General features: G+C 67.0%; 18 protein-coding genes. 10 read left to right on the top strand and 8 right to left on the bottom strand.

The window, feature by feature from the left end; all coding sequences use genetic code 11:
- Positions 1-163: 163 nt before the first annotated feature.
- The 6 genes from HH110_RS04715 to HH110_RS04740 form a co-directional block, all read right to left on the bottom strand.
- Positions 164-2,722, bottom strand: a complete 2,559-nt coding sequence (locus tag HH110_RS04715; protein ID WP_176988596.1) for a TonB-dependent siderophore receptor — start codon at positions 2,720-2,722, stop codon at positions 164-166.
- 147 nt (positions 2,723-2,869) lie between these two features.
- Positions 2,870-3,406 carry a TlpA disulfide reductase family protein gene (locus HH110_RS04720; RefSeq protein ID WP_176988597.1) on the bottom strand — a complete coding sequence of 179 codons (537 nt, stop codon included), beginning with the start codon at positions 3,404-3,406 and terminating at the stop codon, positions 2,870-2,872.
- Positions 3,403-4,404: a cytochrome-c peroxidase gene (locus HH110_RS04725; protein WP_176988598.1), complete on the bottom strand. Its 1,002-nt coding sequence runs from the start codon at positions 4,402-4,404 to the stop codon at positions 3,403-3,405. Before HH110_RS04725 ends, HH110_RS04720 begins: the two co-directional genes overlap by 4 nt.
- A gap of 13 nt (positions 4,405-4,417) precedes the next feature.
- Entirely contained in the window at positions 4,418-4,867 is a 450-nt protein-coding gene (locus HH110_RS04730; RefSeq protein ID WP_176988599.1) for a protein-disulfide reductase DsbD domain-containing protein, read from the bottom strand.
- Positions 4,864-5,445 (bottom strand): YceI family protein, encoded by a 582-nt coding sequence (locus HH110_RS04735; protein ID WP_176988600.1) that lies wholly within the window; start codon positions 5,443-5,445, stop codon positions 4,864-4,866. The genes HH110_RS04730 and HH110_RS04735 overlap by 4 nt, the downstream gene beginning before the upstream one ends.
- 113 nt (positions 5,446-5,558) lie before the next feature.
- Positions 5,559-6,908 carry a peroxiredoxin gene (locus HH110_RS04740; protein WP_176988601.1) on the bottom strand — a complete coding sequence of 450 codons (1,350 nt, stop codon included), beginning with the start codon at positions 6,906-6,908 and terminating at the stop codon, positions 5,559-5,561.
- A gap of 351 nt (positions 6,909-7,259) precedes the next feature.
- Between HH110_RS04740 and HH110_RS04745 the strand changes: the two genes are divergently transcribed.
- From HH110_RS04745 to HH110_RS04785, 9 genes are all read left to right on the top strand, one after another.
- On the top strand, positions 7,260-7,868 hold the full coding sequence (locus HH110_RS04745) for a hypothetical protein (RefSeq protein WP_176988602.1): 609 nt from the start codon (positions 7,260-7,262) through the stop codon (positions 7,866-7,868).
- A gap of 136 nt (positions 7,869-8,004) precedes the next feature.
- Positions 8,005-9,045 carry a hypothetical protein gene (locus tag HH110_RS04750; protein WP_176988603.1) on the top strand — a complete coding sequence of 347 codons (1,041 nt, stop codon included), beginning with the start codon at positions 8,005-8,007 and terminating at the stop codon, positions 9,043-9,045.
- A 357-nt stretch (positions 9,046-9,402) separates the two neighbouring features.
- Positions 9,403-10,263: an STAS domain-containing protein gene (locus HH110_RS04755; protein ID WP_176988604.1), complete on the top strand. Its 861-nt coding sequence runs from the start codon at positions 9,403-9,405 to the stop codon at positions 10,261-10,263.
- A gap of 1 nt (position 10,264) precedes the next feature.
- Positions 10,265-10,636, top strand: a complete 372-nt coding sequence (locus HH110_RS04760) for an STAS domain-containing protein (RefSeq protein ID WP_176988605.1) — start codon at positions 10,265-10,267, stop codon at positions 10,634-10,636.
- Positions 10,633-11,034 carry an anti-sigma regulatory factor gene (locus tag HH110_RS04765; protein WP_176988606.1) on the top strand — a complete coding sequence of 134 codons (402 nt, stop codon included), beginning with the start codon at positions 10,633-10,635 and terminating at the stop codon, positions 11,032-11,034. The genes HH110_RS04760 and HH110_RS04765 overlap by 4 nt, the downstream gene beginning before the upstream one ends.
- On the top strand, positions 11,025-12,041 hold the full coding sequence (locus HH110_RS04770) for an ATP-binding protein (RefSeq protein WP_176988607.1): 1,017 nt from the start codon (positions 11,025-11,027) through the stop codon (positions 12,039-12,041). The genes HH110_RS04765 and HH110_RS04770 overlap by 10 nt, the downstream gene beginning before the upstream one ends.
- Complete coding sequence (locus tag HH110_RS04775; protein ID WP_176988608.1) at positions 12,038-12,898, top strand: sensor histidine kinase KdpD; 861 nt, start codon at positions 12,038-12,040, stop codon at positions 12,896-12,898. Before HH110_RS04770 ends, HH110_RS04775 begins: the two co-directional genes overlap by 4 nt.
- Positions 12,885-14,828: a response regulator gene (locus tag HH110_RS04780; protein ID WP_176988609.1), complete on the top strand. Its 1,944-nt coding sequence runs from the start codon at positions 12,885-12,887 to the stop codon at positions 14,826-14,828. The genes HH110_RS04775 and HH110_RS04780 overlap by 14 nt, the downstream gene beginning before the upstream one ends.
- A 55-nt stretch (positions 14,829-14,883) precedes the next feature.
- Positions 14,884-15,672 (top strand): CHAD domain-containing protein, encoded by a 789-nt coding sequence (locus HH110_RS04785; protein WP_176988610.1) that lies wholly within the window; start codon positions 14,884-14,886, stop codon positions 15,670-15,672.
- Positions 15,673-15,690: 18 nt separating this feature from the next.
- On the opposite strand, the gene HH110_RS04790 is transcribed toward HH110_RS04785, so the two are convergent.
- Positions 15,691-18,438 carry a UvrD-helicase domain-containing protein gene (locus tag HH110_RS04790; RefSeq protein ID WP_176988611.1) on the bottom strand — a complete coding sequence of 916 codons (2,748 nt, stop codon included), beginning with the start codon at positions 18,436-18,438 and terminating at the stop codon, positions 15,691-15,693.
- A 108-nt stretch (positions 18,439-18,546) separates the two neighbouring features.
- Positions 18,547-19,761, bottom strand: coding sequence for an MFS transporter (locus tag HH110_RS04795; protein WP_176988612.1), 1,215 nt, complete (start codon positions 19,759-19,761; stop codon positions 18,547-18,549).
- A gap of 387 nt (positions 19,762-20,148) precedes the next feature.
- Between HH110_RS04795 and HH110_RS04800 the strand changes: the two genes are divergently transcribed.
- Positions 20,149-21,825, top strand: a complete 1,677-nt coding sequence (locus tag HH110_RS04800) for a type IV secretory system conjugative DNA transfer family protein (RefSeq protein WP_176988613.1) — start codon at positions 20,149-20,151, stop codon at positions 21,823-21,825.
- The last annotated feature ends 237 nt before the right edge of the window (positions 21,826-22,062 follow it).

Here is a 22,062-nt window from a genome sequence, read left to right on the forward strand (position 1 = left end):
CTCGTTGCCAGTGGTGACCACCGCCCGAATGGCCCGGCGTCGCCTGGTCGTCAGGAGCTCACACCGTCCACTGCGACGCGGTGTGCCACAGTTCCCTTATTTTTGCATAGGCGTTGATCCCGATCTGTGAGGATGCGACGGCGTTCCTTGCCTTGTCGCGCGCTCAGTCCCAGCGGTAGCGCACGGTCGCCGACCACAGCCCGCCGGAGCCGTCGATCGGGCCGCCATTGGCGTAGCGGTAGTACTCGTTCGCCGCCAGCAGCGGCGCCGGCACTTTCGTGACCTTGCGGTCGAACACGTTGTTGGCATTCAAGGCCACGTCCCAGCCGCCGGGGAGGGTGGCACCGAGCTGCAGATCGGTGATCCACAGCCCACCGATGTCGTAGGCGATCTCGGCCTGGCCCGCATACGGACCGCTGGTGGCGACCGACGTGGGCGAGCCATAGCGCTGGATGTCGCCATAACGGCTCTGGCGCACGCCCACCCGGTAGCGGCCGAGGGACCAGTCCAGGGCAAGCACCTGGCGGGACTTCGGTGCCTTGTACAGCAGTTCGTTCTGCGAGCCGGTACTGAAGACGGGCACATTGAAGGCCGCCAGCACCGCGGGCGTGGGCGCCAGACCGGTGATTTCCGCGCGGGTATGGCTGCTGGCCAGGGTCCAGCGCAGCGCACCGGCGCGGCCGAGATCCCAGCGGCCTTCCAGCGTTGCCTCGACGCCTTCGGTGCGGGTATCGGCGGCATTGATGAAGTAACGCACCCCATCCTGGGCGCCGAGCCCGACCGAGGTGACCAGTGCGCCGGAGCCCGGGTACAGCCCTTCGCGGAACGTGGTGGACAGCGCGATGCGGTCGTCCACATCGATGCGATAGGCATCCACCGTGAGCGAGGCGCCTGCCCAGGGCTCGGCGACGATGCCCAGGCTCAGGCTGCGCGATGTTTCCGGGCGCAGCGGCTGCGCACCCAGGGCGATGGCCTGCGGCGAGCCCGCCTGCAGGATGTGGTCCGTGTAGAAATTGCCGTTGGAGGTGTTGCGGTAGGCCTGTGCGGCCAGTGACGGTGCCTGGAAGCCGTTGCTGATCGTCCCGCGCAGGGCGAACCGGGGGTGGAGCGCGAAGCGGGTGGACAGGCGGCCGGTGGTCTCGCTGCCGAAATCCGAATAGCGTTCGTGGCGACCCGCCAGATCGATGCGCCAGCGCGACCCCAGGTCGGCGGCGACGCCGACATACACCGCGCCGCTGTTGCGGCTGACATCGACCGCGTCCTCCGGCCGATAGCCCGGCAGGGCCTGCGATCCGCCCAGGCCGATGCCCAGCACGGTGCCGGCGTAAGGTCCGTCCAGGACACGGTGGCCACCATGCGTGTAGGACTGCACATCGCCGGCGCTGATCCGGTAACGCTCGTCGCGGTACTCCGCGCCCGCGCTGAGCTCCAGGGGCGCGCTCAGCCAGCCGGTCTGCAGCAGGCGGCGCACGTCCAGGTTGTGCGTCCAGGCGCTGTAGCGCAGGTCGCCGATGTAGAAATCGGTCTGGCTGTCCAGTCCGTAGGTCGGGTTGATGCTGTCATGCAGGTTGATGTCCATCGCATCGCGGCCGTAGCCACTGCTCAGGTCCCAGTCCCAGTCACCGAGCTGGCCGCGCACGCCAAGGGTCAGGGCGCCATCCTTCTCGTCGATGTGCTCGGTCGGTGCGAAGCCATCCGGATCGATGGCGCGCACCACTTCGTTGCGCAGCGGCTGGCGGAAGTTCTGCGGTGCCCATGCGTCGCGCTGGGCGAGGGTCAGCAGTCCGTAGGCGTCCACCGTCGCAGCCAGGGGAAGGCTGGCATTGGCGGTGGCGGCCTGGGTCCGGAAGGCACGGATGCCGCGGTTGCGCCAGGCGTTGTTGTCGCGGGTGGCCTCGCGCGGATCCGGCGTGGCACCGGGCGGCAGGGTCGGGTTGCTGGCCTGGTTGCCGCCGGGCCGGATCGCATTGCCGGCGGCATCTCGCGGGAAGTAGTACAGGAAGGTGTCGCGGGCCGGACTGGTGTAGTCGGTGGCTTCCTGGTCGTCCAGCTGCGCGGCCAGGTGCAGGAACCCGCCGTCACCGATGCCGAACCCGGCATCGGCCTGCACCACGCGCGAACGGCCATCCCCGGCGAAATAGGTGCCATCGCGGTAGGACACGTTGCCGCCGCGCGCGCCTTTGTGGGTCACGATGTTGATCACGCCGGCGATGGCGTCCGAGCCGTAGATCGCCGAGGCGCCGTCGCGCAGCACCTCGATGCGCTCGATCGCGCCGGTGGGGATCAGCGCGAGATCGGCAGGCGCAGCGCCACCGAAGCCCCCGGCGCCCAGCAGTGCGGTGGCATGGCGGCGCTTGCCGTCCACCAGTACCAGCACGTGGCTGGAGTTCAGCCCCCGCAGCTGCCCGGCGCGCACCATGCTGTTGAGATCGCCGGTTTCCAGCGGCAGGTTGAAACTCGGCACGGTGGTGTTGAGCACGTCCAGCAGGCTGGTGGCGTTGGCGGCGCGGATGTCCTCGGCCGACAGTACATCGATCGGCGCGGCGCTTTCGCGCACGGTGCGGCCCTGTGCACGGGTGCCGGTCACCGTGACGGTATCCAGGGTGGCGGTGCTGGTACTGGCGGCGGCCTCCGCCTCGGGCGCGCCGCGTGCGGCGACGGGCAGGAAGAGCACGGACAGGACGGCGACAACCAACGGCAGGCGATGGTGCGTGGACAGCATGGAGGATCCCCGGAGATAGGTGGGCCGATGCGGCAGGGCATGCGGCGGACAGGCAGGCGGCGGCCGCAGGGCCGCCTCAGCAGGTGCGTTGGCGCAACGGACCCGGACAACAGCGCTCCGCCGCGGCGGCCGTGCAGCGGGTGCGGATCACGGCGCTACACCCGCCGCAGCCGCCCAGCGGGTGAGATCGGCGGGGTGCAGGGGGCCGTTGTGGACCTGCAGCACCGTGCCGTGTGCGTCGATCAACACGGAAAACGGCAGCGTGCCGATCCGGTTGCCGAAGCCGGCTGCGGTGCCGGGCGGGCCGTCACTCTCCACCAGCTGCGGGTAGGTGAGATCAAGCTGGTCGCGCAGGGCCCTGGCGGCCTCGATGTCGTCCAGCGCGACGCCGACCACGTGCACGCCGTTCGGCAAGACGGCCTGCGCCTGCGAGAAGCGCTGCAGGTCAGGCAGTTCTTTCAGGCACGGCCCGCACCAGCTGGCCCAGTAGTTGAGCAGGACGGGACGGCCGCGCCATTGCGCGAGGGTGGCCTGGCCGCCGTCGAGGTCGTTCCACTGCAGTGCGGGGGCGGGCTTGCCGGCGGGTGGCTCGGTGGGCAGCGGCGCGGCGTTGCACGCGAGTGCCAGGGCAGCCAGCAGCGCGAAGGCGATCAAGGTGCCGAACCGGCGGTGGGGAGAGGTCATGGCGGGGTAGCCGTCGAGGACGCCGTTCGGGACGCGAAGCGGTCGTCGGTGAGGGAGTGCAGGAACTGCTCGATGTCGTCGATCTCCGCTTCGGTCAGGTGCAGCGGGTCGCGCAGCTGCGCGTCGCGGCCGATCGAATCGGGGATCACCTTGGCGGGATCGTCGTAGTAGACGATCACCTCGCGCAGCGTCTTGAACATGCCGTTGTGCATGTAGGGGGCGGTCAGGGCCACGTTGCGCAGGCCAGGCACCTTGAATTCGCCTTTCTGCGCGGGATCGCCGGTGATGCCCCCGCGTCCTTCGTCGTTGAACGTACGGCCGTTGTAGATGCCGATGTTCTTGAAGCGGTCCGAGGTGAAGTCTTCGCCGGCGTGGCAGCTCACGCACTGGGCCTTGGTGATGAACAGCAGGCGGCCGCGCTTCGCCGCATCGCTGATCGCATCCTCCTGGCCGAGGGCATAGCGGTCATAAGGGCTGTCCACGGTGTTGAGGGTCTTCTGGTAGGCGCCCAGTGCCCGGCCCAGCGTGCGCGGGCTGGGGGGCGCGTTGTAGGCGTCCTGGAAGCGGGCGACCCAGGCCGGGTCGGCAAGCAGGCGGCTGATCGCCTCATCCACCGGCAGGTCCATCTCCAGCGGATTGGCGATCGGCGCGAGCGCCTGTTCTTCCAGGGTTTCGCTGCGCCCATCCCAGAAGAAACGCGTCCGCCCGGCGCTGTTCATGACGCTGGGGGTGTTGCGCGTGCCCAGCCGGCCCTCCACCCCGAGGCTGAGCGCGCGGTCATCGGCGAACGCGCGCGCCGGCTGGTGGCAGCTGGCGCACGACACCGTGCGGTCGCGCGACAGGATGGGATCGAAGAACAGCTGGCGGCCGAGCTGGGCGCGCGTGTTGTCGCTGAGATCACCGTCATAGGTCGGTGCATCGGCGGAAAACACCGGCGCCAGTGCGGCACTGCCGATCAGCGCGGCCAGCAGCGGGAGGGAGCGGACAGGGCGGGGCATGGCGATGCCGCGCTCAACGCGCGGCGATCTCCTGCTGGACCAGCTCGCACAGCCCGCTTTCCTCGAAGCACACCTGCGCGCGCAGGGTGCCGCTCACGGGGGTGCTGCCTGCGGCGATGGGCAGGCGCAGCTGCCCGCGCTGGCTGAAGTAGGTATACCGATAGTCGCCGGCGAAGCTGCGGCCGTGGCCTTCGCGGGCGTCGACCGAACGCAGGCCCCCCTCCGCGTGTGTCCCATCCGCCAGCGTGATCCGCGCCGCGCGCGGGCCGATCTGCGGCTGCTCGAAATCCGACGCATACAGGATCCAGCCGGGCGCGATGCGTGCATCGATGACCAGCTCGCGGGTACCGTCGGCACGCCCTTCCAGCCGGGGATCGAGCACCACCTTCGGTATGTCGGCGGCAACGGCGCTGACGCTGGTCAGCAGCAACGCCGTGGCGATGGCGAGGAGGCTGCGATTCACTCCTTGGCCCCCTGTGCCTCGGTGGTGATGCGCAGCTGCACTTCGTCGGCGATGTTGGGCAGGAAGGCGTCCAGGCCGAACTCGCTGCGGCGGATGACCGCAGTGGCATTGAAGCCGATCGTGGGCACCTTGCGGCTGGGATGCTCGCCGACCTTGTTGAGGGTGGCATCGAGCACGACCGGGCGTGTGACCCCGTGCAGGGTCAGCTCGCCGCTGATCTTCAGCCGACCGGTGCCCTGCGCGGCGACGGAGGTGCTGCGGAAGCTGGCCTGCGGGAACTTCGCGACGTCGAACAGCTTGTCACTCTTGACGATCTCGTCGAGCTTCGGGACGTGGGTGACCAGCTCGGCCAGGGGCAGTTCCACCTGCACCTGCGATGCCGTGGGCTTTGCCGCGTCGTAGATGAGGGTGCCGCTGCTGATTGCCGCGCGGCCGGTCGGGAAGGAAAAGCCGTTGTGGTTCCAGGTGAACAGCACATCGGTGTGGGTCGGGTCGAGCTGGTAGCTCACCGGTGCGGCGATCGCCACGGCGGGCGCGGTGGCGGCGGTGAGCAGGGTCAACAGCAGGGCAGTACGCATGGGCGGTTCTCTGGGAAGTGGCGCGCAGTCGCCCGCGGCGTCGCGAAGAGGCCGTGCGGGACGTGCATCGCAGGGAGGGGACGGCGACCCGGAGTGCTGGCCGCCGCCGGGAATTACGGGGCGACGGCCACTGACGCTGTCGTCGCGGGAGCAGCCGTTGCGGCCGCGCTGGCTGCATACGGATCCGGTTCGGCGATCAGCCCATCGAGCAGGCTGTTGAAGCGGGTCACGTAGTCCTGGTGATACTCGCCCGTGACCGTGCCGGTGTAGCCGGTATAGATTTCGCGGACCTTGCCGTCGCGGCCGATGATGATGGTGGTGGGGAAGGCGGCCATGTAGTTCAGGCCCTTCAGCTTCTCGGTGGCTACCTTCTTGTCGGCGATGCCGCCGAACACGATGTCGTAGCGGATGTCGAAGTAGTCCTTGAACGTGGTCAGGGTCTTCTTGAAGTAGTCGAAGTTGTCTTCCTGCTCGAAGGCCACTGCCACCGCCTCCACGCCGCGGTGCTGGTTCTGCTTGAACCACGGTGCCAGGAAGTAGGTCTGGTCGGTGCAGTTCGGGCACCAGGTGCCGATCACTTCGACGATCACCACCTTGCCGCGGTACTTGTCGTCCTGCAGCGAGACCTGTCTGCCCTGCAGATCCGGGAAGCTGAAATCAATGCGGTCCTGGCCATCCTTGAGGAAGGTGAGCTTGTACGGATCGGGCAGCTCCACCTTGTCGCTCTTCTCGGCCTCGAACTTGACCACGTTGTAGATGCCGCTGCCGAACGCGCCCTGTATGTTGCCGTCTTCATCGATCGTGCCGCGGATCAGCAGCGGACTGGGCCCACTGAAACCGGACAGGTAGAAGCGGTTGCCCTGCACGGTGCCTTCCAGCTCGCGGGTATCGCCGACCACGGTCATGAACACGCCGGAGAGGCGGTTGCCTTCCTGCTTGAGCAGCGCCACCTGATTGCGCTTGTCCTGGCGGGCGGCCTTGTCGATGGTCTGCACGGCCCACTTGCCGCTGAGGTCCGCCGCCGGCGCCTCGTCCTGGCCGGGTTTGACGAAGCGCCACGCCGCGCCCTGTTCGGCGGTGAAGGCGAGGTTGCGCGCACCGTTGCGGCTGGGCACCAGGTCCTTGTACTGTCCGACGAGGTGCTTTCCATCCGCGGAGACCTTGCCTTCCAGCACGGCGTCGTAGGTGTTCATCCGCACCGAGAACGTCCCGTCGTCGCGCGGGGTGACCTTGAACCTGTCCGTGCGCGAGCCGTTGAGCAGGGTGAAGGTCGCGTCCTGCGCACGCTTGCCCTTTACTTCGAAGTTGAAGGGAATGGGATCGCCATCGATATTGAATTCGCCGCGCCACACGCCTTCGGCAGGAAATGGCGCCTTGGCCGCGGCAGGCGCGGAACCGGCGAAAGACAGGCTTGAGGCCAGGAACAGGGCCGCGACGACGCGACAGGATAATGCCAGTTTCATGAGTGTGCTTCCAGATAATCCCCTTGGTCGCGCCAAGTCGCCGGCGATGCAGCCCCCGTTCCACTGCATCCGCTGATGGCCATCCCTGGCCGGTCCTGAGCCATCCATGGCGTGACAGGATTATTGCCACGTGAATGTCGTAAAAGTTCAGCGCGGCTTGGAACACCTTCTCATCACCATATTCTGCGGCGCGACGATGGCAGGCTGATAACCGTTTTGATATCAGCGCCGGTTTGCCGCTGGCGCCGACATCGGAGACCATGGGGCAGGAAGCGCCCACTCACCGGGCGCATGGACGCGTGCACGCCGCTTATTGCCGGCGCTGAACGCCGATGGAGGAGGGAACCCGATATGAAACCCCTGCAGGGAATCCAGGTCTCGGTCTATACCCGCTGGCATCAATTGGCTGTGCCATTGGCCTTCGCACTGGCCGCCGGCAGTTTCATGTTCATCGTGCTCAATCGGGGACCGGTCGGCGTCGCGATCGTGGTCGCCCTGCTGTGCCTGGTGATTCCGCCCTTGCTCGCCTTCCAGGGATTTCCCACCCGCAACGAGGTGATGGTGATGCCCGACGGCCTGATGTTCTCCCGGCGCGACGCCGTGCCCTTTGCCGAGTTGTCCCGCTGGGGAACTGACGACTACCTCACCCTGGTGCGGCCGGGCAGAGCGACACTGATGGTGAGCGCGGCGGACCTGCAGAGTCGCGACCGGCTGCTGCGCGAGTTCCAGCACGCACTGGACACCTGGCATCGACAGCAGCCAGCGCTGACGGAGCCGATCCGGCGCACCTGGTTTTATGGGTCCGTACGTGCCCGCGCCATCGGTGCCTTGATCGTCGCGCTGGCAGCAGTGTGCATTGTCATGGCGCTGCGATTGCGTGAGCCGTCCATATCGCTGGCCATTGTCGGGGCCTTGGGCGGAGTGTTCGGGGTTTTCATGCTGTTGGGCCGTCGCGTCTGAGCAGCGGGTGGGTGCCGCGATGATGCCATCGCGTCCACACCGTCTTGTTTTCAGCGTCTCGCGTATTTCACGACCGCAAGCGCAGCCTGCCGATGCGAGCTGCGTCCGCAGCGCATGAAAAGGAGTGCCATACGCTATGAATACCCGAGGCGATTACGCCCACCCGGAGCCCGTCGCTGCCGCGACCGTGGCCGTGGTCACCCCACCGCCGGTGGTGGATCTTCCGCGCGACAGCGCTGTGTCATGGGGTGCCATCCTGGCCGGTGCGATCGCCGCCGCGGCGCTCTCGCTGATTCTGGTGATACTCGGTGTAGGCCTGGGCCTTTCATCGGTGTCGCCGTGGTCGTTCGAGGGTGTGACGGCCGAGACGTTCGGCTGGTCCAGCATCGCCTGGTTGACCTTTACCGCCATCGCCTCGTCCGGTCTGGGTGGCTATCTGGCGGGGCGCCTGCGCACGAAGTGGAGCAACATCCACGGCGATGAGACGTACTTCCGCGACACCGCGCATGGTTTCGTCTCGTGGGCGGTGGCCACGCTGCTCACTGCCGCGCTGCTGACCTCGGCCATCGGCGGCATCCTCGGCGCGGGTGCCAAGGTTGCCGGTGCCACTGCCGGTGCCGCCGCCTCGACGGCAGGCGGTATTGCCGCAGCCGGTGCAGGTTCGGCGGCGATGGGCAACGACCAGGGTGACGTGCAGTACTGGGTGGATTCGCTGTTCCGTGCGAGCCCGACCGCTGCGCAGCCCGCGCCGCCGGCGGGTCCGCTCGATTCGGCGGCACCGCCCGCACCGCCCGCGAACGGCGCTGTTCCGCCGCCGCGCCCGATGCCGGGTGCAGACCGTCGCCCGGACAGCCGTGAGGTCCGTACCGAGGTCAACCGCATCATCGTCAACAGCCTGAAGTCCGACACCATGGATCCGGCCGATACGCAGTACCTGGGCCAACTGGTGGCGGCGCAGACCGGCATGAGCCAGGCCGAGGCACAGGCCCGCGTGACCGATGTCCAGACCCGCCTGCGCGCTGCGCTGGATAGCGCCAAGGAGCAGGCCAAGCAGGCGGCAGACGATGCCCGCAAGGCCACCGCCTACGCCGCGCTGTGGTTGTTCATCACGCTGCTGATCGGTGCCTTCATCGCCAGCCTGAGTGCCACCTGGGGCGGCCGTCGCCGCGACCTGTGATCCTGACCACCTCAAGGGAGGAAACACCATGAAGTACATTCTGCTGTGGATGCTCGGCATTCCGATTCCGCTGCTGCTCCTGTTCGCGCTGCTGCGCTGACCGCTCCACCATCAGGCCGCCTTCGGGCGGCCTGATGCGTTGTGGCGGCGTGCCGTTGCGATGCTGCTGCGCGCGTGACGCACTGGCAGTATCTGAACGAGTCAGGGAAGTGCAGGGAACCTTCACGCCGCTGGCATCCATCGTCATGCCCAATCTTCCTGAATTCATTTAAGCTTTGACGATTGCGACCCCCATTCATATCGGTGATTGGTCGCAGGCCCACCCGCGGGTTTTCCCCTTTTTTCAGGACCTTTTCCATGGCGGCTTTGCAGCAGCGCACGATCGATCTCATCCGCAGCCACCAGGAGCCCTTGTTGGCCGCGTGGGTCGGCACTCTCACCGATGCCGGCCGCGCCCAGGACGGCCGGCTTTCTGCCCGTGAGCTGGACACCCAGGTCCGCGAGTTCTGGCGCCTGTTCCTGGACGCACTGTCGGCCACGGACGTCAGCTCCGTCGCGCGGGCAGAGTGGCAGGACGTCCGCCGTTTGCTGGAGGAGCTGTCGCGCGAGCGCGTGCTGAAGGGATTCAATTCCTCGGAAACCGCCAGCTTCATCTTCTCGCTGAAGCGCCCGCTGTTCGAGGTGATCCAGCAGGGCTACGCGAATGATCCGGCACTGCTGGGCGACCAGCTGTGGGCGATCTCCGAACTGATCGATCAGCTGGGGCTGTACACGGTTACCGCGTTCCAGAAAACCCGCGAAGACGTGATCCAGCGCCAGCAGGAAGAAATGCTCGAGCTGTCCACGCCGGTGGTGAAGCTGTGGGAGGGCGTGCTGGCGCTGCCGATGATCGGCACGCTGGATTCGCAGCGCACCCAGGTAGTGATGGAGTCGCTGCTGCAGCGCATCGTGGATACCGGGTCTGAAATCGCCATCATCGATATCACCGGCGTCCCGACCGTGGACACGCTGGTGGCCCAGCATCTGCTGAAGACCGTCACCGCCATCCGCCTGATGGGCGCCGATGCGATCATCAGCGGCGTGCGCCCGCAGATCGCCCAGACCATCGTGCACCTGGGACTGGACCTCAATGGCATCGTGACCAAGGCCAATCTGGCCGACGCACTGGCGCTGGCGCTCAAGCGCACTGGCCAGACCGTCACCCGGACCGCCCGCTGAGATGGAGCGTATTCCGATCCTGCAGATGGGCGATCTGCTGCTGGTGACCATCCAGGTGGACATGCATGACCAGCTGGCGCTGACCCTGCAGGACGACCTCACCGAGAAGATCCGCAGCACCTCGGCGCGCGGTGTGCTGATCGACATTTCCGCACTGGACATCGTCGATTCGTTCATCGGCCGCATGATCGCCACCATTTCGTCGCTGGCCCGGATCATGGACGCCACCACGGTGGTGGTCGGCATGCAGCCTGCGGTCGCGATCACGCTGGTCGAGCTGGGCCTCACGCTCAGTGGCGTACGCACCGCGCTCAATGTGGAGCGGGGCATGAAGCTGCTGCAGCGCACCGACGACGACGAAGCCAGCTCATGACGGCGTCCAGTGGTTCGCTGCCGATCCGCATCGAGCAGGATGTGGTGCTGGCCCGCCAGGCCGCACGTCAGATCTGCGTGGCGTGCAAGCTGCGCTTGATCGACCAGACCAAGCTGGTGACCGCCGCCAGTGAACTGGCCCGCAATGCCGTCATCTACGGTGGCGGTGGGACCATGGACTGGGACGTGGTCGAGAAGGGACTGCGCAAGGGCGTACGGCTGGTCTTCGCCGACAACGGCCCGGGCATTCCGGATGTCGCACAGGCCCTGACCGACGGCTGGTCGTCCGGCTCCGGCATGGGCCTGGGCCTGTCCGGTTCGCGCCGGCTGGTGGATGAGTTCGAACTGGAGAGTGCACCGGGGCAGGGCACCCGTATCACGATCACCAAATGGAGCTGAACTTCGGCGGCCGGGTGACGCGGATCGTGGTGGTCGAGGAAACCTCACAGGTCGGGCAGGCCCGGCGCGAAGCGCTGGCGCTGGCCGATCTGATCGGCCTGGATGAAATGGATGCCGGCCGCGCGGCGTTGGTGGCCACGGAGATGGCGACCAATGTGCTCAAGCATGGGCGCGGTGGACGCATGTACCTGTCCGAGGTCTGTGGCCGCGGCGGCAAGGGTGTGGAGCTGTGCACCGTGGACACCGGTCCGGGCTTCTCCCTGGCCGAGTGTCTGCCGGACGGCTACTCGACCGGCGGCACGCAAGGGCTGGGGCTGGGTGCGATCCAGCGCCAGGCCACCGTGCTGGACGCCTGGTCCGACGGCAAAGGCGCGGTGGTCGTGGCGCGGATCTACGCCAGTCGTGCGCCCCGCGATATCGACGTGGCCTACGGTGCGCTGCGCATTCCGATGCGGCACGAGCTGGCCTGCGGCGATGCGTGGCATATCCGTGCGGACGGACAGACCGTGGCGGTCACCGTGATCGATGGGCTGGGGCATGGATTGCCCGCCGCCGACGCAGCTCAGTCGGGTGTGAATGCCGTCGCCGAGTCGTCTGCGGTTGGCGCGCCGGGGTTGATCGGCGTCCTGCATGCCGGCATGTCGGGCACCCGCGGCGGTGCGGCGGCGGTGGCCTGCGTGGACCTGGCGAGTGCCCAGGTGGAGTTCGCCGGCATCGGCAACATTGCCGCCAGTCTGTGCGAGCCCACCGGTTCGCGTGGGTTGGCATCACACCCGGGTATCGTCGGGGTGCAGTACCGCAAGGCACAACCATTCCATTTTCACGCGGCGGCAGGCACGCTGCTGGTCATGCACAGTGATGGACTGCAGGCGCGCTGGAGCCTGCGCGACTACCCCGGCCTGTTCCACCGCCACCCGGCCTTGATCGTGGCGGTGCTGCACCGTGATTTCGATCGTGGCCGGGATGACGCCGGCATCGTTGCCCTGCGTCTTGGAGACCTGCATTGAGCGCCACCCCCCACGATCAGGAGCTGCAACGGCTGCGCCTGGAGGCCGATGCGCTGCGCGCTGAACTGGATGAAACCAACCAGGGTGTGTTGGCGCTCTATGCCGAGCTGGACGAGCAGGCCGAGCAGCTGCGCGAGGTGTCCGAGCTGAAGAGCCGGTTCCTGTCCTACATGAGCCATGAGTTCCGCACGCCGTTGGGCTCGATCCTGAGCATGACGCGGCTGTTGGAGGATGGCATGGACGGGCCGCTGACCGAGGAGCAGCGCCGGCAGGTGCGCTTCATCAGTACCTCGACCAGCGAACTGCGCGAGATGGTGGACGACCTGCTGGACCTGGCCAAGATCGAGGCGGGGCGGATCACGATTTCGCCGGCCTGGTTCGACCTGATGGACCTGTTCTCGGCGCTGCGCGGCATGTTCCGTCCCTTGGTGGAAGGCAACCAGGTGGACCTGCTGTTCGAGGATCCGCCGGTGATGCCGATGCTGTACACCGATGACAAGAAGCTGGCGCAGATCCTGCGCAACTTCATTTCCAATGCGCTGAAGTTCACGCCCAGCGGCCAGGTGGTGGTATCGACCCAGCTGGAGGGTGAGAACGCGGTGCGCTTCAGTGTCCGCGATACCGGCATCGGCATCCCGGCGGAGCTGCAGTCGACCCTGTTCGAGGATTTCGTGCAGGTCGATACCCCGCTGCAGAAGCGCCTGCGCGGGACCGGCCTCGGTCTGTCGCTGTGCAAACGCTTCGCCGAGCTGCTCGGTGGCCATGTCGGCGTCGAGAGCGAGATCGGGACAGGCTCGAATTTCTACGTGGTGCTGCCGCTGACCCTGGCCACGGAGGCCGTGAATGCCGATTCCTGATCGCATCCTGGTGGTGGATGACAACGTGGCGACCCGTTACGCGGTGCGCCGCGTGCTGGAGCACCACGGGTTCCATGTCGAGGAAGCCGGTACCGGCGGTGAGGGCCTGGCGCGACTGGCCGAGCATGATTTCGGCGCGCTGGTGCTGGATGTGAACCTGCCGGACATGAGCGGCTTCGATGTGGTGCGCCAGCTGCGCGAAGACCCCCGGCTGCAGTTGCTGCCCGTAGTGCATGTCTCCGCGGCGTCGATCGCCACCGGCGACATGATCACCGGCCTGAACGCCGGTGCCGATGGCTATCTGATCCATCCGGTCGATCCGGATGTGCTGCTGGCGACGCTGCGCAGCCTGCTGCGCGCCCGCCGCGCTGAAGAGGCGTTGCGCGAGACCGAAGCGCGCTTCCGGGAGATCTACCGTCACATCAATGCCCCGATCGCGGTCTTGGATGCATCGCTCAACGCCCACGATGCCAACGATGCCTTTACCCGCCTGCTGGGTCAGCAGTCTGGGCCGGGTCAGCTCGATCAGCTGCTGCAGGATCAGGTCGTTCCCCTCAGTGCGTTGAAAGTGGCATTGGCCGAAGGCGAGCGCTGGCAGGGCACCTTCAGCCTTCGGGTCGGCGGATCCATCCGCATGACCGAATGGCGGGTGACGCCGTACCAGGCCGCCGGGCAGGGACTCGTACATATCGAGGACACGACCGAACAGCATGCGCGTGCGAACGAGCAGCGGCAGGAACTGGAAAGTGCGACCTCCGAGCTCGCCTTCCAGATCGCCGAGCGCGAGCGCACCGAAATCGAGTTGATGCAGGCGCAGAAAATGGATGCGCTGGGCCAGCTTACCGGCGGCATCGCGCACGATTTCAACAATCTGCTGACCACGATCATTTCCGGGCTGGACATGATCGAGATCGCCGCGTCGAGCGGCAAATGGGACAAGGCTTCCCGGTATGTCGAGATCGCCACGGGCTCGGCGCACCGTGCAGCCGCTCTGACCCAGCGCATGCTGGCGTTCGCCCGCAAGCAACCGCTCGATCCGCAGACCTTCGATGTCGTGTCGCGGGTGCGCTCGCTGGAAGACATGCTGCAGCGATCGATCGGTGAGAACATCGAACTCGAGCTGGAGCTGGGTCTTGAACCGCTGATCGCGGTCGCCGACCCGAACCAGTTCGAGAACGTGATCCTCAACCTGGTCATCAATGCCCGCGACGCGCTGGCCGGCCAAGGCCTGATCCGCATCCGCGCCGGGCGTGTCGAGATTGAGCGGGACCATGAGCTGGCGCCGGGTCACTACGTTACGGTGACCGTGCTCGACAACGGCGTGGGCATACCCGCAGAGCTGCTGACCAAGGTGTTCGAGCCGTTCTTCACCACCAAGCCGCAGGGCGAGGGCACCGGGCTGGGGCTGTCGATGACCTACGGATTCGCACGCCAGTCGGGCGGCAGCGCGCGCATCGCCAGCGAGCGTGGCGAAGGCACCGAGATCGAACTCCTGCTGCCCGAGGGGCATCTCCAGCCTGCGGACCAGGCACCTGTCGCACCGGCACAGCTGCCGCGCGGCAGCGCCGAGCGCATCCTGCTGGTCGACGATACCGACTCGGTGCGCATGATGGTGCGCGAGATGCTGGTCGAGGCCGGGTATCAGGTCGTCGAAGCCATCAACGCACAGCAGGCCCTGTTGGAGCTGCATTCGGACCGCGAGCTGGACCTGCTGCTGTCCGATGTCGGCCTGCCGGGCATGAACGGCCGGGATCTCGCCGATGCGGCACGCGTGCTGCGGCCCCAGCTGCCGGTGCTGTTCGTGACCGGCTACACGGAGAGTGCAGCCGTCCGCAATGAGTTCCTGGGACAGGGCATGTCATTGCTGCCCAAGCCGTTCAGCGTGAACGAGCTGCTTCGGGGCGTGCGGGAGATGTTCAACCCGGCCTGAGCCGGCGGCCTGCCGGCATGGGTACAATCCCCCGACGCCTCCGGGGGAAACCGCCATGTCGCCACCCGCCATCGGCCCTGCCGCCCGCGCACTGGCAGACCGTGAGTGCAGGGCCATCGCCGATGCGCTGGCGCTCCAGCCGGATGTCCACGACGCCGTGCATCGTGCACGCAAGACGATACGCCGCCTTCGCGCGCTGCTCGCGGTACTGGCGAGCAGCCAACTTGAGACCGGCCGGACTGACGCGGCGCTGCGCCGGCTCGGGCAGGGATTGTCGGCATTGCGCGATGCCCATGTGGTGGTGGAGACCTGCCAGCACCTCGCCGCGCAGCATCCCGCCCGGCCGTGGGAGGACGTGTGCAGGCGGCTGACGGCGCGGCGCGACGTACTTCTCGCCCGGGCGCTGGCGCGGGACCCGGCGTTCGCACGCCGTCAGGCGGCACTGGTGCGTATCGCGGGTGACCTCCAGGCGCAGCCATGGGAGGCGCTGAGAGCACGTGATCTCCGCAAGGGTCTGGCGCGCAGCGAACGTCGTACCGCCAAGGCGGAGAAGCGCGCCGCCCGTACCGGGGATCCGGAGGACCTGCATCGCTGGCGCCGCAGAGTGCGTCGCCTGCGGATGCAGTTGGAGGCGCTGCCCGCGCTGGACAATGCGCTTGCGGCCTCGATCAAACGGAAAGGACCGGGCCACCAGGCGCGCGCCCTGCATGCGCTGGGTGATCAGCTTGGCAGGCAGCAGGACCAGCGGATGGTCCGCAATCTGGTGCGGGTGATGCCGGGCGTGCCGGAACGACGTGCCCTGCTTGCGCAGATCGATGCCGCACTGGCCGCTGCGCCCGGCTGAGCGGCGCAGGCGCAGCGCTCAGGCCCCCGCGACCGTACGCAGGCCGGCATGGTCGGCTGTTCTGGGCGGTTTGTACTCGCAGCGCGGATACCCCGAGCACGACTGGAACGCCCCATACGGCCCGCTGCGCGCCACGATCACGCCCACCCTGCAGGCCGGGCATGCCTGCTCGTGGATCGTCTCACCGGCCATCGAGGTCACCCGCACCGCACCGTCATTGACCAGCTCGGTCAGGAAGGCGGAGCGGCGGCCCTGCACGGTGAACATCGCCACCGAGCGGCGCGCACGCGTCAGCGCGACATAGAACAGGCGGCGCTCCTCGCCGAGCGGATAGGGATCGCTGTCCGGCATCGCCAGGGTCAGGACCGGGTCATCGGCGCGGGTATTGGGGAAGCGGCGATCCAGCATGCCGGGCAGGATCACGTAGTCCGCCTCGGCACCCTTGGAGCGGTGCGCAGTGAGGAAGCTGACCTCCATGAGCTGCCCATGGCGTGCGCGCCAGGTGGCCGGCAGCAGGGCGCGGTCGGCGTTGTAGCGGCCGAGCACGAAGACGCTGACCTTGCCGTCGCGGCCCGGCGGTACCTGGCCGCTCAGCAACTGCTGGTGCAGCTGCTGCAGATACTGCTCGACCGCGCCGGCCAGCCGGTCGCGCGAGGCCACCTGGAAGGCCTGCAGCACCGCGCCATACGCGGGCGTGACCGAGTGGACGTCCTTGGGGATCTGCGCCGGATTGCGTGACACGAAGGCACTGGAGACATCACACAGCGCCTGCGGGCAGCGGAAGGTCTGCTCGAGCTTGAGCACCTGGCCCTGTCCGAACCACGCCACGAAACCCGTCATGACCGACACGTCGGCACCGGCGAACCGGTTGATCGACTGCCAGTCATCGCCGACCGCGAACAGATGCCTGCCCGGTGCCTGCACCAGCGCACGGCACAGCCGCGCGCGGGCCCGCGAGGCATCCTGGAATTCGTCGGCCATCACCAGGTCGAACAGGGCCACGTAACGCCCCTGTTCGAGGTGTTCGGCGGCCTGGTTGAGCATGTCCTCGAAGTCGATGCCGCCTTCGGCGACCAGCGCATCGTCCCAGCCCTCCAGGATCGGAAGGACCAGTTCGAGGAAGAGGCGGTAACGGTGCTTGAAATGATCGTCGGGCAGGCGGCGCAGGCGCTCGACCATGTCCTGCATGCCCAGCCCGTTGCTCTTGGCGTGGCTGATGAAGGTGCGCACCAGGCCGATCAGTTCCGTATCCGGCATCGGCGACGCACCGCCTTCGGGCAGCACGCGGTCCGGATTCGGATCGAGCACGACACCACGCCGTGACAGCGCCTCGCCCAGCCGCACGAACAGTTCGCCGGTACGCAGCTGGTGGGAGGTGGTTTCGATCCGCTCGGTGCCGTGACGGACGCCTTGGCGGCCCTCGTGATGCGCCGGCGCACGGCCGTGAACGTCCGGGGCGAGGTGATCGTGATGCAGCGCAATGCCTGGATAGTGGAAATCCGGGCGGTACTGGCGGTACTCGTCCGTTCCGGCATCGAATGTATCGCGTCGCGCATAAACGTAGTCCACGCCGCTGTAGAACAGCCAGTCGGCGATCACGCACTCCTCGATGCTGCGCGCGCGCTCGCCGCGCAGCGTCCGCACGTACCCCTGGCCGTCCTTGTCCCATTCCTCGGCGTCCGGCGCACCGCCGATGACGGGCAGATCGCGGCCGAACACCAACCGGAACATGTCCCACTGCGTGCGGAAACGCAGGGAGCGGTCTTTCAGCGCGTCGATGATCTCGGCCAGCCGATGGAAGCCCTGCGTCGCGTCGACCGCCCAGTCCGGCACCTGCGGCATCCGCCCGGTTGCCTGGGCGATGATGTGCCGGCCCAGCGCATGGAACGTGCGCGCTTCCACCCGCACCCCGTCCAGGCCGACGCGCGCGAAGGCCCGGTCGGCACGCGCCTGCAGTTCGGCCGCGGCGTCCTTGTTGAAGGCGAGCATGACGATGCGTTCGGGTGCGACCAGACCACGTTCGATGGCGTAGGCCGCCTTGGCCACCATGGTCGAGGTCTTGCCCGAGCCGGCCGCGGCCACCACCTGGACGCGGTTGTCGAAGCAGATCACCGCGCGGGCCTGCTCATCGGTGAGGGGGCGGCTTTCGACACGGTCCAGCAGCGGGCGGCTGGCGATCCGCTCGCGCACCAGATGTGCGTCATTGCGACGCGCCCACAGCGCCGGCCAGTCGGCCAGCCACAGCATCAGCGCTTCTTCGATGGCCGAGGGGTCGCCGTCCAGTTCGCTGCGCAGCCCGGCGTCATCGAACACCGCCCACAGCGCCTCCTCTTCGAGTGGCAGGGTGGGGCGCGCCTGCAGCAGGGCCTGCTGCTGCTCGTGGGTCAGCCACAACGACTCGTCGTCGGCCAGATCGGTGGCGGTCTGCACCTGCGTGAGCCAGTGCTGGATCGCGGCGTGGGCCTGTCCGAACAGGGCGACATGGTCACGCTGGCGCTGGGTTCCACGCCGCGCGTCCAGTGCCGCCACCAAGCCGCGCGCGGACGCCGCGGACAGGCCGCCGAGCGTCAACGGGGCGTGGCCCTCGCGATGCAGGGTGAGGCGCGCCCAGGGCAGGCGCGGGTGCACCTGCAGCGCGTCCAGCGGCGCGTGATAGACCTGACCGTCGACGGTCAGGACCAGCTGTTCGTCTGCCAGGCGCAGTTGCCAGTGCGGCGATCGCGTCAGGCGTTGACCCCAGTGGCTCGGGGCCCATTCGTACGTCATCGGTGTATCCAGGTGCGGCCCTCGTGGCGGCCGTGGCCGGCACAGCACGAGTGGCGCAGTGTTATCGGACACCCATGATAGGGGAAATAAAAAAAATCCCCGCGCAGCTTACTGCTGCAGTACCGGCGCGCTGCGCGAGCGGCGGTCCACCAGCATCGCCACGCCCCACAGCAGCAGGCCACCCAGCGCGGTCGCCGCACCGACGTAGCCGGTCACGGCAGGGCTGAAGCCGGCGCCGATGGCCATGCCACCGAACCACGGGCCGAGCGCATTGGCGGTATTGAAGGCCGCATGGTTGGAGGCCGCGGCCAGCGTCTGCGCTTCACCGGCGACATCCATCAGGCGGGTCTGCAATACGGCCGCCAGCGCACCCATGGTGCCGACTGCGATGATCATCGGGAACACGCTCCACACCGACTGCGCGGCGATCGGGAAGGCCAGCAGCACGATGATCGACCAGACCAGCACCACCGCTGCGGCGCGGAACTGGAAGCGGTCCACCAGCCAGCCCCCGGCCACGTTGCCGATGATCGCGCCGATGCCGAAGATGCCCACGGCCAGTGGCATCCACGATTCGGCCAGGCCGGTGACCTGCACCAGGGTCGGGGCGAGGTAGGTGAACACGCAGAACATGCCGGCAAAGCCGACCGAGCCGATCGCCAGTGCCAGCCACACCTGGGTGCGGTTGAAGGCGCGCAGCTCGCGCATCGGCGAGGTCCGGACTTCATCCGGATCGGGCAGCAGGAAGCGCGCGATCATCGCCACGGTGGCGATCGCCAGCACGCTGACCAGGGCGAACGCGGTGCGCCAGCTGACTTGCTGGCCGAGCCAGGTGGTCAGCGGATTGCCGACCAGGATCGCGACCGAGAGGCCGAGCAGCACCTTCGATACCGCCGCGCCGCGCTGGGCGGGCGGACTGATCGCGGCGGCCACCAGCATCGCCACGCCGAAGTAGGCGCCATGCGGCAGGCCGGCGACGAAGCGCGCGAGCAGCATCGTGCCGTAGTTCGGCGCCAGTGCGCTGGCCAGGTTGCCGATCGCGTAGAAGCCCATCAGGGCGAGCAGCAGGCTGCGCCGGGCGAAACCGGCACCGGCGAAGGCCAGCACCGGCGCACCGACCACCACGCCGATGGCGTAGGCGCTGATCAAGTGGCCGACCTGGGTCTCGCTGATCGACAGCCCACGGCTGATCTCCAGCATCAGCCCCATGCTGGCGAACTCGCTGGTGCCGATGGCAAAGCCGCCCAGCGACAAAGCCAGCAGGATCAGGGTGCGCTCGCGCGGCGAGAGCCGGGCGGCCAGGGAAACGGGGGAGGAGCTCATGCGGGCAGGACGTGACCAGAAGGCGGCCGCCTATTGTACTGCTGCAGCGCAACATGCTGCCGACCCCTGCGCTGGGATGCTGTGGTGCGTGAAGGCCGTGATCTCCCGCAGGCCCTGTCGGCGCAGCCCCATGATGCAGGGTAGCCCTGACATATCCGCCCGTGTACAGTCCGGGCGATGGGTCCGGCTACGCCGTGTTCACGTCCGAACGGCAAGGATCACCCCCCGCTGCTGTCGCTGGAAACAGGCGCGCAGCGAAGGGTCGTTGCTGTGGGGACGCGACGACGGGACGCGTACGCAGGACGATGTGAAAGAAACGCGTACGGTGCGACCCAGGCGCCGGCGCAGGCCGTAGCGCCCTGTGGGGCGCGTCATGGAGGATAGGGTTTGTCCACGCAGAAGATTGTTGTTCCCGCCGTCGTCATCTTGTTGACCGTGATTGCCGGCTACTGCCTTGCCGGGTATCTCACCTTGTTGTTGCTGGGCCTGGATACCGGGCTGTTCAAGTGGAACACCTATCTGCAGTACCTGCAGGCACTGGATCAGCCGGTCGTGGCGCCGTACGTCACCAAGATCAAGCTGGCCGGCGTGGTCGGTTTCGGGCTTCCGCTGCTGCTGTCCCTGGTGGCGATGTTCCTGATGTTCCGGTCGAAGAAGACCTCGCTGCACGGTGACGCGCGCTTTGCCCAGGCTGCGGATCTGGCCAGGCACGGGCTGTTCAAGAAGACCGGCAACGGCATCGTTGTGGGCCGCTTCGGCGGGAAGCTGGTGCGCCTGAGTGGCCAGCAGTTCGTGATCCTGGCCGCCCCGACCCGCTCGGGCAAGGGCGTGGGCGTGGTCATCCCCAACCTGCTCGAGTACGACGAATCGGTGGTCGTGCTGGACATCAAGCAGGAAAACTTCGACCTGACCAGCGGCTGGCGTGCCAGCCAGGGCCAGGAGGTGTTCCTGTTCAATCCTTTCGCCGAAGACCGCCGTACCCATCGCTGGAACCCGCTCAGCTATGTTTCCGACGACCCGGCCTTCCGCGTTTCCGAGCTGATGAGCATCGCCGCGATGCTGTATCCGGACGGATCGGACGATCAGAAATTCTGGGTCAGCCAGGCGCGCAACGCGTTCATGGCCTTCAGCCTGTACCTGTTCGAGAACCGCGACGATGCGCGCAGCAACGGCTTCCCGGGCGAGGCGCAGGACATGCCCACCCTGGGCGCGCTGTTCCGCCTGTCCACCGGCGATGGCAGCGACCTGAGGAAGTACCTGCAACGCCTGGCCAGCCAGACCTACCTGAGTGGCAACGCCAAGTCGGCATTCGCCAACCTGCTGTCCCAGGCCGATGAGACCTTCGCTTCGATCATGGGCACCTTCAAGGAACCACTGAACGCCTGGATCAACCCGGTGCTGGACAAGGCTACCAGCGGCAACGACTTCCTGCTGACCGACCTGCGCAAGAAGAAGATGACCATCTATATCGGCATCCAGCCCAACAAGCTGGCCGAAAGCCGCCTGATCATCAACCTGTTCTTCAGCCAGATCATCAACCTCAACACCAAGGAACTGCCCAAGTCCAACCCGGACCTGAAGTACCAGTGCCTGCTGTTGATGGATGAATTCACTGCGATCGGCAAGGTCGACATCATCGCCTCGGCGGTGTCCTACATGGCCGGCTACAACGTGCGTCTGCTGCCGATCATCCAGAGCATGGCCCAGCTCGATGCCACCTATGGCCGGGATGTGTCGCGCACCATCATCACCAACCACGCCCTGCAGATCCTGTACGCGCCGCGGGAGCAGCAGGACGCCAACGACTACTCCGAGATGCTCGGCTACACGACCATCCGCAGGAAGAACGTCACCCACGCCCGCGAGAAGACCCATAGTTTCACCGAGGAGCGACGCGCGCTGATGCTGCCGCAGGAGCTCAAGGCGATGGGCAACGATCACGAGGTGTTCCTGTACGAGGGCATCCCGCACCCGGTGAAATGCGAGAAGATCAAGTACTACAAGGATCGTTATTTCACCTCGCGCCTGCTGCCGAAGACGTCCGTTCCGAACCTCAATATCTGATCTGCTTGGCACCAATTGTGTGATGCACATCAAAGAATCGATGTTTGAAAACGTTTTTTTGCTCGTGATTTGACGCGGAATTGACGCTCGCCTGTGGCATCGTGTTCATGATGGTGAGCTGCTTTCGTCGTCAATTCTTGTCTGGCATGCGACGCGGAAGCAGAGCATCGAATCGTTGCAGGGACGTCATGGACGGCATTGTTGAAGTGATGTGGATGTGGGGCGATGGGGCCGGGC

This window comes from Stenotrophomonas sp. SAM-B (genome assembly GCF_013387485.1).
In the GTDB taxonomy this organism is placed as follows: Bacteria; Pseudomonadota; Gammaproteobacteria; order Xanthomonadales; family Xanthomonadaceae; genus Stenotrophomonas; species Stenotrophomonas maltophilia_AA.

Excerpts from the sequence above, each read along its gene's own strand:
- HH110_RS04770 (WP_176988607.1), top strand. The coding sequence starts at position 11,025 with ATGGAGCTGAACTTCGGCGGCCGGGTGACGCGGATCGTGGTGGTCGAG.
- HH110_RS04735 (WP_176988600.1), bottom strand. The coding sequence starts at position 5,445 with ATGCGTACTGCCCTGCTGTTGACCCTGCTCACCGCCGCCACCGCGCCC.
- HH110_RS04715 (WP_176988596.1), bottom strand. The coding sequence starts at position 2,722 with ATGCTGTCCACGCACCATCGCCTGCCGTTGGTTGTCGCCGTCCTGTCC.
- HH110_RS04780 (WP_176988609.1), top strand. The coding sequence starts at position 12,885 with ATGCCGATTCCTGATCGCATCCTGGTGGTGGATGACAACGTGGCGACC.
- HH110_RS04720 (WP_176988597.1), bottom strand. The coding sequence starts at position 3,406 with ATGACCTCTCCCCACCGCCGGTTCGGCACCTTGATCGCCTTCGCGCTG.
- HH110_RS04765 (WP_176988606.1), top strand. The coding sequence starts at position 10,633 with ATGACGGCGTCCAGTGGTTCGCTGCCGATCCGCATCGAGCAGGATGTG.
- HH110_RS04745 (WP_176988602.1), top strand. The coding sequence starts at position 7,260 with ATGAAACCCCTGCAGGGAATCCAGGTCTCGGTCTATACCCGCTGGCAT.
- HH110_RS04725 (WP_176988598.1), bottom strand. The coding sequence starts at position 4,404 with ATGCCCCGCCCTGTCCGCTCCCTCCCGCTGCTGGCCGCGCTGATCGGC.
- HH110_RS04785 (WP_176988610.1), top strand. The coding sequence starts at position 14,884 with ATGTCGCCACCCGCCATCGGCCCTGCCGCCCGCGCACTGGCAGACCGT.
- HH110_RS04760 (WP_176988605.1), top strand. The coding sequence starts at position 10,265 with ATGGAGCGTATTCCGATCCTGCAGATGGGCGATCTGCTGCTGGTGACC.
- HH110_RS04740 (WP_176988601.1), bottom strand. The coding sequence starts at position 6,908 with ATGAAACTGGCATTATCCTGTCGCGTCGTCGCGGCCCTGTTCCTGGCC.
- HH110_RS04755 (WP_176988604.1), top strand. The coding sequence starts at position 9,403 with ATGGCGGCTTTGCAGCAGCGCACGATCGATCTCATCCGCAGCCACCAG.
- HH110_RS04795 (WP_176988612.1), bottom strand. The coding sequence starts at position 19,761 with ATGAGCTCCTCCCCCGTTTCCCTGGCCGCCCGGCTCTCGCCGCGCGAG.
- HH110_RS04750 (WP_176988603.1), top strand. The coding sequence starts at position 8,005 with ATGAATACCCGAGGCGATTACGCCCACCCGGAGCCCGTCGCTGCCGCG.
- HH110_RS04790 (WP_176988611.1), bottom strand. The coding sequence starts at position 18,438 with ATGACGTACGAATGGGCCCCGAGCCACTGGGGTCAACGCCTGACGCGA.